14 protein-coding genes are annotated in these 12,168 nt (G+C 70.0%); 10 read left to right on the forward strand and 4 right to left on the reverse strand.

All coding sequences use genetic code 11. The features are described 5' to 3' along the window. The first annotated feature begins 2 nt into the window (after nt 1–2). Nucleotides 3–566 (forward strand): relaxase domain-containing protein, encoded by a 564-nt coding sequence (locus tag QM779_RS15665; RefSeq protein ID WP_428538471.1) that lies wholly within the window; start codon nt 3–5, stop codon nt 564–566. 71 nt (nt 567–637) lie between these two features. After that, nucleotides 638–1,621 carry a S66 family peptidase gene (locus QM779_RS15670; RefSeq protein ID WP_428537001.1) on the forward strand — a complete coding sequence of 328 codons (984 nt, stop codon included), beginning with the start codon at nt 638–640 and terminating at the stop codon, nt 1,619–1,621. Between the two features lie 103 nt (nt 1,622–1,724). Here QM779_RS15670 and QM779_RS15675 read toward each other — a convergent pair whose 3' ends face one another. Continuing rightward, nucleotides 1,725–2,297, reverse strand: coding sequence for a pyridoxamine 5'-phosphate oxidase family protein (locus QM779_RS15675; RefSeq protein ID WP_428537004.1), 573 nt, complete (start codon nt 2,295–2,297; stop codon nt 1,725–1,727). A 138-nt stretch (nt 2,298–2,435) separates the two neighbouring features. Between QM779_RS15675 and QM779_RS15680 the strand changes: the two genes are divergently transcribed. From QM779_RS15680 to QM779_RS15700, 5 genes are all read left to right on the forward strand, one after another. Next, the gene (locus QM779_RS15680; protein ID WP_428537007.1) at nt 2,436–2,855 is read left to right on the forward strand and encodes a MarR family transcriptional regulator; all 420 of its coding nucleotides are present in this window, start codon (nt 2,436–2,438) and stop codon (nt 2,853–2,855) included. A 13-nt stretch (nt 2,856–2,868) separates the two neighbouring features. After that, nucleotides 2,869–3,438, forward strand: a complete 570-nt coding sequence (locus QM779_RS15685; RefSeq protein WP_428537010.1) for a YbhB/YbcL family Raf kinase inhibitor-like protein — start codon at nt 2,869–2,871, stop codon at nt 3,436–3,438. A 129-nt stretch (nt 3,439–3,567) separates the two neighbouring features. Continuing rightward, nucleotides 3,568–4,422 carry an SDR family oxidoreductase gene (locus tag QM779_RS15690; RefSeq protein ID WP_428537013.1) on the forward strand — a complete coding sequence of 285 codons (855 nt, stop codon included), beginning with the start codon at nt 3,568–3,570 and terminating at the stop codon, nt 4,420–4,422. Between the two features lie 91 nt (nt 4,423–4,513). Then, nucleotides 4,514–5,170 (forward strand): TetR/AcrR family transcriptional regulator, encoded by a 657-nt coding sequence (locus QM779_RS15695; protein WP_428537016.1) that lies wholly within the window; start codon nt 4,514–4,516, stop codon nt 5,168–5,170. 52 nt (nt 5,171–5,222) lie between these two features. Continuing rightward, nucleotides 5,223–6,074 (forward strand): aldo/keto reductase, encoded by an 852-nt coding sequence (locus QM779_RS15700; RefSeq protein WP_428537019.1) that lies wholly within the window; start codon nt 5,223–5,225, stop codon nt 6,072–6,074. Nucleotides 6,075–6,098: 24 nt separating this feature from the next. On the opposite strand, the gene QM779_RS15705 is transcribed toward QM779_RS15700, so the two are convergent. From QM779_RS15705 to QM779_RS15715, 3 genes are all read right to left on the reverse strand, one after another. After that, nucleotides 6,099–7,907 (reverse strand): oleate hydratase, encoded by a 1,809-nt coding sequence (locus QM779_RS15705; protein WP_428537022.1) that lies wholly within the window; start codon nt 7,905–7,907, stop codon nt 6,099–6,101. A gap of 96 nt (nt 7,908–8,003) precedes the next feature. Then, on the reverse strand, nt 8,004–8,393 hold the full coding sequence (locus QM779_RS15710) for a hypothetical protein (RefSeq protein WP_428537025.1): 390 nt from the start codon (nt 8,391–8,393) through the stop codon (nt 8,004–8,006). Between the two features lie 108 nt (nt 8,394–8,501). After that, entirely contained in the window at nt 8,502–8,669 is a 168-nt protein-coding gene (locus QM779_RS15715; RefSeq protein ID WP_428537028.1) for a hypothetical protein, read from the reverse strand. 315 nt (nt 8,670–8,984) lie between these two features. On the opposite strand from QM779_RS15715, the gene QM779_RS15720 reads away from it, so the two are divergent. From QM779_RS15720 to QM779_RS15730, 3 genes are all read left to right on the forward strand, one after another. Continuing rightward, nucleotides 8,985–10,721, forward strand: coding sequence for a hypothetical protein (locus tag QM779_RS15720; RefSeq protein ID WP_428537031.1), 1,737 nt, complete (start codon nt 8,985–8,987; stop codon nt 10,719–10,721). Nucleotides 10,722–10,781: 60 nt separating this feature from the next. Beyond that, nucleotides 10,782–11,483, forward strand: a complete 702-nt coding sequence (locus QM779_RS15725) for a class E sortase (RefSeq protein WP_428537034.1) — start codon at nt 10,782–10,784, stop codon at nt 11,481–11,483. 85 nt (nt 11,484–11,568) lie between these two features. Beyond that, on the forward strand, nt 11,569–11,928 hold the full coding sequence (locus QM779_RS15730) for a DMP19 family protein (RefSeq protein WP_428537037.1): 360 nt from the start codon (nt 11,569–11,571) through the stop codon (nt 11,926–11,928). The last annotated feature ends 240 nt before the right edge of the window (nt 11,929–12,168 follow it).

A 12,168-nucleotide genomic window follows, 5' to 3' on the forward strand; every position in this document is an offset into this window, starting at 1 on the left:
TCATGATGACGGGGGCAGCCCGGCTCCCGGATCCACCGGGACCGACCGAGTGCTGGGTCAGGGATCTCACTTTCGGCGCGCATTTCGGACTGTCGGTCCTGATGGCCGTTGCGGACGAGAAGGTGATGCAACGGGTGATCGCGTGCCATGGCGAAGCTGTGGGCCGCGCGCTTGCGCTGCTCGACTCCGAGGCTTCGTTCGCGCACGTGGGGCCGAGATACATGGACTCGCGCGGACTCCGCACCGCCGCCGAGTGGCACATCGCAGGCGTGGAAGGGCACCCGTATCTCCACAGCCACGTGTTCGTTTTCTCACTCGTGGAGGCTCTCGATGGCCGGCTCGTTCCGGTCGATCTGCGTCTGCTCGACGATGCCTGGGAGGCTGCTCATTCGACCTATCTCACGGTGCTGGAGGCGAACGCGCGCGAGAGCCTTTCGGTGGACTTCGAGGATCGGGGAGGTGAAAGGGACGTCGTCGGTACCGACGAAAGGCTGCGGGGGATGTGGCTGCCCGCGCGATGCCACCGAGGAATTGAGCAGCGCACGATGGGTCCGGCGGCACACTAGCGAGAATCGGCGGGGCCGGACGCCGCCGTCGACGGCCCCAACAGTACCCGGGCCCGGCCTATGGTTTCCGCATGGACCCGACTCTTCCGCCCCGGCTCCATCCCGGCTCGCACATCCGGGTGATCGCGCCCGCCCGCTCCCGCGCGATGGTGCTCGAGCACGACCACTCCGCCCTGATCGAGCGCAGGCTCGGTGACCTCGGGTTCACGGTGTCCTATGGCGCGCACGTCGACGAGCGCGACCGTCACGACTCCTCGTCCGTCGCGTCCCGCCTCGCCGATCTGCATGCCGCTTTCGCCGACCCCGACGTGGACGGCGTGCTGACCGTGATCGGTGGCTTCAACAGCAACGAACTCCTGCCCGGGATCGACTACGACCTGATCGCGGCGAACCCGAAGGTGCTGTGCGGCTACTCCGACATCACCGCGCTGCAGAACGCCCTGCTCGCCCGCTCTGGCCTGGTGAGCTACTCGGGACCGCACTGGTCATCGTTCGGCATGCGTGACTTCTTCGACGACACCCTGGCCCGGTTCACGGCCGCCGTCATGGACTCGGCACCGATCGAGCTGCGCGCGTCCGACTGGTTCACCGACGACCTCTGGTTCCTCGACCAGGACGATCGCACCCGCTACCCGACCGGCGGCTGGTGGGAGCTCCAGCCGGGCGTCGCCGAGGGACGCATCGTCGGCGGCAACCTGTGCACGCTGAACCTGCTCCAGGGCACGCCGTTCATGCCCTCGCTCGACGGCGCGCTGCTGTTCGTCGAGGACGACGAGCTGACCGACCCGGTCGAGTTCCGCCGCGACCTGTTCTCGCTCCTGCAACTCCCGGACGCGCCCGGCGTGACCGGCCTGGTGATCGGACGCTTCCAGCGCGCCAGCAACGTCACCCGCGAGGACCTCGCCGACCTGGTCGCCGCCGTGCCCGCGCTGCACGGCAAGCCCGTGCTGGCCAATGCCGACTTCGGGCACACCAACCCCCAGATCACCTTCCCGATCGGGGGCCGGGCCCGGCTCGCGGTGGGAGGTCCCACCACCCTGACGATCACGCATTAGGGCGTGTTGCTGAACGCTTCCGATGGGCTGTTCGGTGAGTCCCGGATCGACGGAACAAGCCCGGTGGGATCGCGACCCGCTCGGTCAGGCTCACCCGGAACTGTCACGCCGGTCGCTGCCTCGCCGCCACAATGCACTGGCCAAGGTCACAGATCGCGCACGCCATAGCGCTGGAGGACCGCAGCCCGCCGCTCCGTCGAGTCCCGGTCGGGATACATCCAGATACTCGGGGCGACGATCTCACTCGCTCCACGGACAGCCGAATCACCGAGCGGACGGGGAAGGCGTCGCCTGCGAGTTCGATGAGGGGAGCCGACAGCACGTCCCACTCGGGTTCTCCGGCTCGGATCACGTCGGCCACGCCGTATACCTGAAGGCCGCGCTGCTCGAAGACATCGATCACGGCGACGCAGGCCTGTGCGTTCTGAATGACGTTGCGCGTCGATCGGGGCGAAGCGATGTCCGCGATGAGGATCTCATCCGGTGATCTGACAAAGAAGATCTCCTTCGGTGACACCGAAGGGTTCCCGCTCACGTCGGCCGTTGCGAGCCAGCACAGGACCGCACCAGAGAGCAGCTTGATCGACTCGGAATCCAACACCCGACCATCATCCTTCACGTCGGAAGGGCCGAACGTACCGGAAGCTCTCGCAACACGGCTCAGGGGCACGCTCATCCCACGTCCACCGGTCCCGCTGGAGCCAGCGGTGCCGCCCGACTGTCCACCGCCGGTCGATCGGGGGCCCTCGTGGTAGATGCTTAGTATCACTAAGATAATCTGGACCAGTTCCGGGTGACGGAAAGGAGCGGCCCGATGGAGGTCGAGGAGGTCGCGACACAGCTGCGGCTCGGCGTGACGCGGCTCTACAGCCGGTTCCGGTCGGAGCGGCTCGAGGGCGAGGTGCCCGATGCCGCACTCCTCGTCCTGCTGGCGCTCGACAGGCACGACCGCATGAGCCTCACCGCGCTCGCCGAGGCCGCGCACGTCACGCTGGGCTCGATCAGCCAGACGGCGCGCCGTCTCGAGGAGCAGGAGTACGTCGCCAAGGCTCGCGACACCGCGGACCGTCGACGCGTCCTGTTCGCACTGACGGACGAGGGCAGGCTCGCCGTCACCGCGTCGCGGCGGCACCGCCGCGACTGGCTGAACGGTCGGGTCGCCGAGCTCACCCCCGACGAACGCGCAGCGGTCGCACGCGTCGCGCCGCTGTTGATCCGAATGGCCGATTCCTGAACTGGAGCACACCTTGCACCCTCTCGAAGCACTGCTGCTCCCGCTGGGAAGGCTGTTCCGCGGCCGCCACGCCGACGAGGCCCGGAGCATCTCGCATCGCCCCGAACTGGCCACCACGTCCTCGCTCGGCTTCGGCTCGCCGCGGTTCGGCGACGGTCAGGAGATCCCCGCCCGCTACTGCGGACGCCTCATCGGCGACAACCTCTCGCCCGCGCTCAGCTGGACGAACCTTCCTGCCGCCACCGCCGACCTCCTGCTCGTGATGGAGGACCTGGACAGTCCCGGAGAGTCCCCCCGGTTGCACGCCGTCGCCGCGTTCGCGCCCGAACCGGGGCGGCTCGACGACGGCGCGCTCAACGCCGGCTCGTCGCAGGCACGGTTCCTCCGGGATGGGCACGGGCCGCTCGCCTACTCCGGGCCGCGCCCGCTGCCGGGCCACGGTCCCCACCACTACCGGTTCCACCTCTGCGCCCTCGACCGGCGCATCGACATCGACCAGCTGGACGCGGTCGGCCCCCTCCTCGCTGCCGTCCAGGGGCACGTCCTCGCCTCCGCCACCATCACGGGCACCCGCGAGACCTGACGCCCCCGCATCGTGGGTGGATCCCGCACGGTCCGGCATGGTGGCGAGGGGAACTCCGGAGTTACCGTGGGGCATCCCGTCCCCCGCTGACCCCGGGGACGCGAACACCCGCTCCCCGGGAGGGCGTCGATGAGTCAACCGCTGATCGCTGTGACCGGTGCGACCGGCCACGTGGGCGGCCTGGTCGCGGACCAGCTCGCCGCGAAGGGGACGCGGTTGCGGCTCGTCGTCCGTGACCCGGGTCGACTTCCGGCAGGAAGGACCGGTGGGACGGAGGTGGTCCGCGCCACGTACGCCGACTCGGCCGAGACCCGCGCGGCACTGGCCGACGTCGACGTCCTGTTCATGGTGTCGGCCAGCGAGAGCGAGGACCGGCTCGCCCAGCACTTCGGGCTGATCGACGCCGCAGCGGCGGCCGGCGTCCGCCAGGTCGTGTACACGTCGTTCCTGGGCGCCGGCCCGGACGCGACCTTCACCCTGGCCAGGGACCACTGGGCCACCGAGGAGCACCTGCGCGGGTCCGGAATGGCTCCGACATTGCTGCGCGACTCGTTCTACCTCGACTTCCTGCCGACGATGGCCGGGGATGATGGCGTGATCCGCGGACCGGCCGGCACCGGCAGGGTCGGAGCGGTCGCCCGCGCCGACGTCGCGCGGGTGGCGGCGACCGTCCTCGGCGACCCCGCCCGTCATGCCGGGGCGACCTACGACCTGACCGGGCCCGAAGCGCTCAGCCTCGCGGACGTCGCCGCCGTCGTGACCCGCGTGACCGGACGGCCGACCTCGTACGCGGAGGAGACCGTCGAGGAGGCGTATGCCTCCCGCGCGCACTACGGAGCGCCCGCCTGGCAGGTGGACGCGTGGGTGTCGACCTACACCGCGATCGCGAACGGCGAGCTCTCCGCCGTCACGGACGCGGTCCGCAACCTCACCGGCGCCGCGCCTCTCAGCCTGAGCGACCTGTTGCTCGCAGCTCGGCCGTGACGCGTCCTGCCGTGCCCTGTGAAGGCGTGCTCCTGCGATCTCGTGCGCCCGAATCGGATACCGTCTATCCGTTTGGTGCTAGAGTGGGCACATGCCCAGTCCCGCCGGTCGCGTCGAACGCAGTGATGCGCGCGCCAACCGGCAGCGGCTGCTGGACGCGGCCAGCGAGCTGATCGCCGAACGCGGCGTGGGCGTCACGCTGAACGACATCGCCCACCACGCCGGCGTGGGGGTGGGGACGGCCTACCGGAAGTTCGCCAACAAGACCGAGGTCATCGACGCCCTGTTCGACGAGCGGCTCGCCGCCGTCGTCGCGCTGGCGCAGGAGTGCCTGGCCGATCCGGACGCGTGGGCCGGGTTCGTCCGGTTCCTGGAGGGCTCGCTGCGGATGCAGGCCCAGGATCGCGGGCTGAAGGACGTCCTCAACCATCCCTCGTTGGGCGGCGATCGGCTGGAGCTGTCCCGGCGCACGGTGTCGCCGCTGGTCGCGGAGATCGTGGCCCGCGCCCAGCGGGCAGGGGCCCTGCGGCCGGACGTGACAGCCAGCGACGTGATCGTGGCCCAGCTCGCCCTGCACGCGCTGATGGATTTCAGCCGGGGAATCGAGCCGGACCTGTACCGGCGGTACCTGTCGATCGTCCTCGACGGGCTGCGCGCCGACCACGCGCTGACCGCGCTGCCGGTGGCGGCCCTCGATGACGACCAGACCCAGGCGGTGACCAGCAACTCCGTCCGCCTGTCCACCTGACCGGTCCGTCCACTTCCCGTTTCTCCCACCCGACCTCCCGAAGGAACCCATGATGACCACCGCGTCTGACACCACCCGGCTCGCCAACGGCACCCCGATCCCGCGGATCGGGTTCGGCACCTGGCTGTTGAAGGAGGGTGAGGAGTGCTACCGGGCGGTGAGCGACGCCCTGGACCTCGGCTATCGGCACATCGACACCGCCCGGGCCTACCACAACGAGGCGTCCGTGGGACGTGCCGTGCGTGACGCGGGGATTCCGCGGGAGCAGCTGTTCGTCACGTCCAAGTTGCCCGCCGAGGCGAAGAGCCACGAGGCGGCCGTGGCCGAGTTCGAGATCACGATGGACCAGATCGGCCTGGACTACCTCGACCTCTATCTCGTGCACGCCCCGTGGCCGTGGGACGAGATGGGCAAGGACTGCCGGGAGGAGAACAGGATCGTCTGGAAGGCGATGGAGGAGTTCCTCGCGTCCGGCCGCGTCCGTGCGATCGGCGTGTCGAACTTCACCCGCTCCGACCTGGACAGCCTGCTCCCTGCCTGCACGACCCTCCCGGTAGTGGACCAGATCCAGTGGTACGTGGGACTGGACGCCTCCGACACCGTCGCGGCCTGCGCCGAGCACGACATCGTTGTCGAGGCGTACTCGCCGTTCGCCCACGGACGGATCGTCAACCACCCCGAGATCGGCGACATCGCCGCCGGCTACGGGGTGTCCGCCCCGCAACTGTGCATCCGCTACCTCCTCCAGAAGGGCGCGGTCGTCCTGCCCAAGGCCACCTCGCGCGACCACATCCGGCAGAACGCCGATCTGGACTTCGAGATCAGCGCCGCCGACCTGGCCACCCTGGACGCGATGCGCGACACGGAGAAGCACGCCGAGGCCATGGAGTTCCGCTGGTCCTGACCGGCGGGGGATCGCTGCGCGACGTCACTCCACGGCGTCGTCGAGGCGTGGGCGCGCCACCGTCGCGCCGTGCTCGGGGATCAGGCCGAAGTCGGTGAGGAGCTCGCCCATCTGGGTGTTGTCGAGGCGATCGTAGAGCCGGCCCTTCAGGAAGTTCGGGCCGGGCAGGTCGACCGCGGCCCCGTCCCGCAGCCGGGAGGTGGCCTTCAGCAGGTAGCGGATGTCGTACGTCGAGTTGAACACCTCTGGCACGCCGCGATCGATGCCGAGCAGCTGGTACGCGGCCTCCATCGCCGTGCGCACCGAGTACTCGGTGGTGAAGATCGTGTCGCGCGTGGTCTCGGCGAACTGGCCGATGAACGCGAAGTTGACGCTGTTCGGCGGCACCACCTGCGGGCGGTCGCCCGCCTTGCGCGGCATGAAGAAGGACGTGACGTACGGCATCATCACCGGCACGCACTTCGCCCCGGACGCGGCCAGCTCGGCGATCTCGGCCTCGGGCACACCCAGGTGGTACAGCCACTCTGCGGTGATCTCCTCGCCCGTGCAGTCCTGCATCGGCTTCCTGACGTAGTCACCGGGCGTCTCGACGAACAACCCGTACACCCACACCACGATCTCGTTGGGCTTCTGCGCCTTGAAGTGCGGCTGGCGGTTCACCGTCCAGCTCATCAGCCACGCGGAGTCCTTCGCCGTCACGATGCCGCCGGTGACGACCCTGCCGGAGAACGGGTCCCGCTGGCAGATCTTCTCGATGTAGGCGGGGATCCGCTCGTCCACCGTCGTCACGGTCGCCGATTCCCACTTGGTCTTGGCGATGTCGCCACAGAACACCTCGGGACGGCCGAAGTCCGGCGAGTACGCCGCGATCTTCTTCCACAGGTCCCACGCCGGCGCCGGACCGTCCTTGATCACCGCTGCGGTGTGCTGGTCGCCGTCGTCGGAGTTCTCCGTCAGCGAGCCGATCGTGACCAGGCACAGGTCGTCGGCGGTCAGGTCGACCCCGCCCGGCCCGTCCGGCGTCACCCACTCGATCCGCGTCGCCCTGGTCTGTTCCGGCGTGATCTCGAAGCGGACGTCGGTGACCTCGTGCTCGAACCGGAACGTGACGCCCTGGTCGAGCAGCCAGCGGTACATCGGCAGCACCAGCGACTCGTACTGGTTGTACTTGGTGAACTTCAGCGCCGACAGGTCCGGCAGGCCCGAGATGTGGTGCATGAACCGGTGCAGGTACAGCTTCATCTCCAGCGCCGAGTGCCAGCTCTCGAACGCGAACATCGTGCGCCAGTACAGCCAGAAGTTGGACGCGAAGAAGTCCTCGCCGAACACCTCGTCGATCCGTTTGTCCTCCATCTCCTCCCGCGTCGCCATGATCACCTTGACGATGTCCTTCTGGGCCTTCTCGCTGAGCGTGAAGAGCTTGTTGCTGTGCGCGTCCTGCCCCTGCTTCTCCGTCACCCGGCACAGCGAGGAGTTCGGGTCGTCCTTGTTCAGCCAGTAGAACTCGTCGAGGACGCTGGCGCCCTCGACCTCCAGCGACGGCACCGAGCGGAACAGGTCCCACAGGCACTCCATGTGGTCCTCCATCTCGCGGCCACCGCGGATCACGAACCCCTTCTTCGGGTACTTGATCCCGTCCAGGGCGCCGCCGGGCAGCTTCAGTTCCTCGAGGATTGTGATCCGGTCGCCCGGCAGCTGCCCGTCGCGGATCATGAAGATCGCGCAGGCCATGTTGCCCAGGCCGGCTCCGACGAACCATGCGGTCTTGTCGTCGACGCCCTCGGGCTTGCGGGGACGGGCGAACGCCTCGTAATTGCCACTGCTGTAGTACATCGCCGGGCCTTCCTTCGCCCTCGGGCGGGCGTCGCGGAACGGGGTGGGTGCGAGCTCTCGACCAGCACGGGTCGCTCTCGACGCTACTACCCGCCCTCAGGCGCCGCCAGACACCTGGAGGGCCGAGGGCGCCGGGACCGGAACGGGACGGGCGATCAGTTCGGGGGGCGTCGCCGCCGTCGGAAGCTCCGTGCGCGGGTGGAAGCCGTCCACCAGAATGTCGATCGCCTCGGGGACGGCCCACCCGCCCACCACCGCTGCTGCCCACCACCCGCCCGCGCCGAGCGCGACCTGTGCGACGACGTGGCCGAGGAGCGCGGGAAAGGCCACGACACCGACCGCGGCCACGACGTCGGCCACGGCCGGACGCCGCCGCGCTTCCGTGGCCAGCCTGGACGGGGCGTGCGTCCGGGGCCGGAAGACCGTCCTGCCCGGCGCGACCCGGGCGGGCGTGTAGCCGGTGAGTGGAGAGCTGTGGATGGCCATGGTCCTCTGGAGACACCCGAGGGCGACCGATCCGACGCCGGCCCGGGCGACGTCACATTCCGGCCCGGCCGCGGGTCATCCCTCCGGGGCGCGTCGCCCACCACGAACTCAGGGGGACCGGGTGGAACGGATGGCGGGCTGGAGCGGGCTGGTGCGGCCGGTCGTCGGGGGGACGGCCGCACTGGGGGCGACCGCGCTGATCTCGTCCCGGACCGGCTCGGCCACGGCGGCGACGTCGGTGACCGGGTTCCTGGTGTTGTTCGCGGTTCTCGCCACCTCCGGCCGTGGGGGCCATCGACACGGGGGCAGCGATGAGCCCGCCGTCATGGGAGCCGTCTCGGGTCCTGACCAGCCGCCAGCTGGTCAGGACCCGACGCTGTGGCCCTTGTCCCCCGGCACTGGTCTGGCCCCGGAGGGTGGGGGATCGGGGGCCGGGTCCGCACCCCCAGTTTCGGGGGACTCCCGGCCGACGACGTCAGATCGGGGTGCCCGAGATGGTCTTCTGGAGGACCGCGGGCGCGCCGCGGGTGGAGGGGATCCGTTCTGATGTTCACGTCTGTTCGCCGATGTCTGTTGGCCCTGGCGGTGCTTATGGCTGCCGTCGCAGCCCTGTTCGCGCCGGCGTCCGGCACCGCCCAGGCGGCGGTGCCCGACCCGTCGGCGACGGAGTTCATCGCGCCGCTGTGCGAGGGCACCACGACAAGCAACCCTGCGTCCGCCTCGGGTGCTGTCACCAACCTGCGTCGCGTGTTCGGCCAGCGCCTGGTCGACTACAACGCCGGGAAGGTCGTGCACCTGTACAGCAGTTCCGGCACCAACGGCGGCGTCCCGTCGTGCGGCGTGCGCTACGTGGAGGGCGTCGGGCCGGTCTCGGAGTGGATGTACTGCACCGACCATGACGCTCGTCCCTGCGCCACGACCGAGGCCGACGGCTCGTTGGTCGACGCCGGCAGCCTGGAGCAGGTGCCCGCCAACTCCGGCCTGACCCAGGACCAGCTGCGCCTGATCTCCTACATCATCCGGCACGACCTGTCGGTGAGCGCTGTGGGCTCCCAGACGGTGACGACCGCCTCGAACGCCACGAGCGCTACCCGCACGGCCCGCCAGCTGCTGGTGTGGTGCATCTCCGACCCGAGTGCCATGGTCGTCACCGGCTACTGCGCGGCCAACATGAGTGCGTCCAGGCAGGCGACGCTCCTCGCCCTGGCGAGTGCGGTGACCCAGTTGGCGCTGACCAGCGCGGCGACCGCGGCGGACGTCGGGGACAGTGTCGAGGTCACCGTCACCACCAACATCATCGGTCAGCCGATCACGCTCACGGTGACGGGCGGGTCGGTGACACTGTGCGGCGGGGACGCCCTGCTCAGTGGATCCACGCTCACCCTCAACAGTGGGACGACCGCGACGCTGTGCCTGACCTCCGGGGCCGTGGGGACGGCGTCGATCTCCGCCACCGCGGACGCGATCGCGGGCGACTCGATCAGCTGGGTGCAGTCGGAGTCGACACTGGCTACCCCCTGCCAGGTCTTCGCCACCTTCGAGACCGAGGCGCCCGTGACCGTCAGCGGGGCGGTCGCCGTGTCCTTCGAAGCGGCTCCAGAGCCGACCGCGACGCCGACGGAGCCGACCGCGACGCCGACCGAGCCGACCGCGACGCCGACGGAGCCGACCGCGACGCCGACCGAGCCGACCGCGACGCCGACTGAGCCGACGACCACGCCGACCGAGCCCACGGCGACGCCGACCGAGCCGACCGCGACGCCGACGGAGCCGACGACCACGCCGACGGAGCCGACGACCACGCCGACGGAGCCGACGGCGACGCCGACGGAGCCGACGACCACGCCGACGGAGCCGACGACCACGCCGACGGAGCCGACGACCACGCCGACGGAGCCGACGACCACGCCGACGGAGCCGACGACCACGCCGACGGAGCCGACGGCGACGCCGACGGAGCCGACGACCACGCCGACCGAGCCGACGACCACGCCGACGGAGCCGACGGCGACGCCGACGGAGCCGACGGTGACGCCGACCGAGCCCACGTCGACGCCAACCGAGCCGACCGCAACGCCGACCGAGCCCACCCCCAGTGAGTCGCCGTCGGAGTCTGTGTCACCATCGCAGACTCCGACGACGACCGAGCCGACTGCGACCACGTCGACCAGCGAGAGCCCGAGCGCGCCCTCGACGACGACGGCGGCGTCGGATGACGATGACGACGAACTGGCCTACACCGGGGCCGAGGTGCTGCCCCTCGTGGGTCTGGCGGCCACCCTGATGGCCGCCGGTGGCGGGATGCTGTTCTGGCGTCGCCGTGACTGATCGTGCCGCGCACCACGGGTGGACGCCCGCGGTGGTGCTGCCCCGTGGTGAGGAGCCGTGGTGAGGGGAGCCCTCGCCACGGGGCGCATGCGCAGAGGGCGGGTGTTCCGTGGTGTGGCTGGTCTCCTCGGTGAGCTGTTGGTCACGCTGGGTGCGGTGTTGTTGTTGTTCGTGGGTTGGCAGTTGTGGTGGACGGATGTGACTTCGGATGCGGACGCGGCGCAGGTGGTGGACTCTCTGCAGGCCGGGTTCGACAGCCCGGGCTGGGTGCAGCCGAAGCAGGTGAAGGTGGGGGATGCGTACGCGATCGTCCGGATCCCGCGGTTCGGCGCCTCGTATGCGCGGCCCCTGTATGAGGGGACGACGGCGGCGGTGCTGGATCGGGGTGTGGGCCACTACGTCGGCACGGCGTTGCCGGGCGAGGTGGGCAATTTCGCGATGGCGGGGCACCGGACCACGTATGGGAAGCCGTTCAACCGGATCGCGGAGCTGAAGAAGGGCGACGTGGTCCTGGTGGAGACCGGTGAGTCGTGGTTCGTGTACCGGGTGACGGGGCATGAGATCGTGGCGCCCACGCAGGTGTCGGTGTTGTTGCCGGTGCCGAATGAGCCGGGTGTGGTGGCGAGCGAGGCGACGTTGACGATGACGAGTTGTCATCCCGAGTTCAGCGCCAGGCAGCGGTACGTGGTCCACGCCGTCCTGGAGGCGACCTACCCGCACGCCGACGGCGTCCCCGCCGCCGTCCTCGGGACAACCGGCTGACATGCACCACGACCAGCCACGGGCGTCCGGTCGGCACCGGACGCGGAGCGGCCGCCACCCCCACGGCCACGGAGGAGAGGTCGCTATGAGCGCCACGGGCGACTCCATCGGGACGGAGGCCCACCGCAGCCGGCTGGACGCGTTCGGTCAGGACGTCCTCAGGGGCGGGTTCGCGCAGTTGCTCTTCAACGCCTACGGCGAGGGTCTCCCGGAGCTGGAAGAGACCCTCGCGGCGGTGGGGGCGGACCGCGCGCGGAAGTACTTCGTGGACGCCGTGCGCCTCGCGCTCGCCGATCTCGACGGGTACTTCGCGTTCATGTCGGACTGGAACGCACCCGCCGGCGAAGGGCTGCGGGACCGATTGCACGTGTTGAGCGTCGAGTACCTGCACGGGACTCCGACCCTGGAGGATGAGACGCTGCTGTGGCGCCTCCTGAGCCTGTGACACCGACCGGCCGGCACGCTCGCCTGACTGTTCAGTCGCCGACACCCCCGGAATTGGGGGATCACACCCCCAGACGCCCCACCACAAGCGGGGGAAGCGCAGCTCGAGGCTTTCGGGCCGGGCCTCCCTGTGATCCGATCAGCTTGTTGACATGCGATCAGCAATGGGTGAGCAGGCCCCACCCGACCCTCCCTGGCGGGGGGCAAGCGCCGCGACGGCCCCCAGCCGGTGCGGCGACGA

Origin of the sequence: Propionicimonas sp., from assembly GCF_049840635.1 — a bacterium.
Classification (GTDB): Bacteria; Actinomycetota; Actinomycetes; order Propionibacteriales; family Propionibacteriaceae; genus Propionicimonas.

Bases quoted from the DNA above. Each gene is read 5' to 3' on its own strand.
- QM779_RS15690 (WP_428537013.1), top strand. From the start codon at position 3,568: ATGAGTCAACCGCTGATCGCTGTGACCGGTGCGACCGGCCACGTGGGC.
- QM779_RS15700 (WP_428537019.1), top strand. From the start codon at position 5,223: ATGACCACCGCGTCTGACACCACCCGGCTCGCCAACGGCACCCCGATC.
- QM779_RS15670 (WP_428537001.1), top strand. From the start codon at position 638: ATGGACCCGACTCTTCCGCCCCGGCTCCATCCCGGCTCGCACATCCGG.
- QM779_RS15730 (WP_428537037.1), top strand. From the start codon at position 11,569: ATGAGCGCCACGGGCGACTCCATCGGGACGGAGGCCCACCGCAGCCGG.
- QM779_RS15705 (WP_428537022.1), bottom strand. From the start codon at position 7,907: ATGTACTACAGCAGTGGCAATTACGAGGCGTTCGCCCGTCCCCGCAAG.
- QM779_RS15665 (WP_428538471.1), top strand. From the start codon at position 3: ATGATGACGGGGGCAGCCCGGCTCCCGGATCCACCGGGACCGACCGAG.
- QM779_RS15675 (WP_428537004.1), bottom strand. From the start codon at position 2,297: ATGAGCGTGCCCCTGAGCCGTGTTGCGAGAGCTTCCGGTACGTTCGGC.
- QM779_RS15720 (WP_428537031.1), top strand. From the start codon at position 8,985: ATGGCTGCCGTCGCAGCCCTGTTCGCGCCGGCGTCCGGCACCGCCCAG.
- QM779_RS15710 (WP_428537025.1), bottom strand. From the start codon at position 8,393: ATGGCCATCCACAGCTCTCCACTCACCGGCTACACGCCCGCCCGGGTC.
- QM779_RS15680 (WP_428537007.1), top strand. From the start codon at position 2,436: ATGGAGGTCGAGGAGGTCGCGACACAGCTGCGGCTCGGCGTGACGCGG.
- QM779_RS15695 (WP_428537016.1), top strand. From the start codon at position 4,514: ATGCCCAGTCCCGCCGGTCGCGTCGAACGCAGTGATGCGCGCGCCAAC.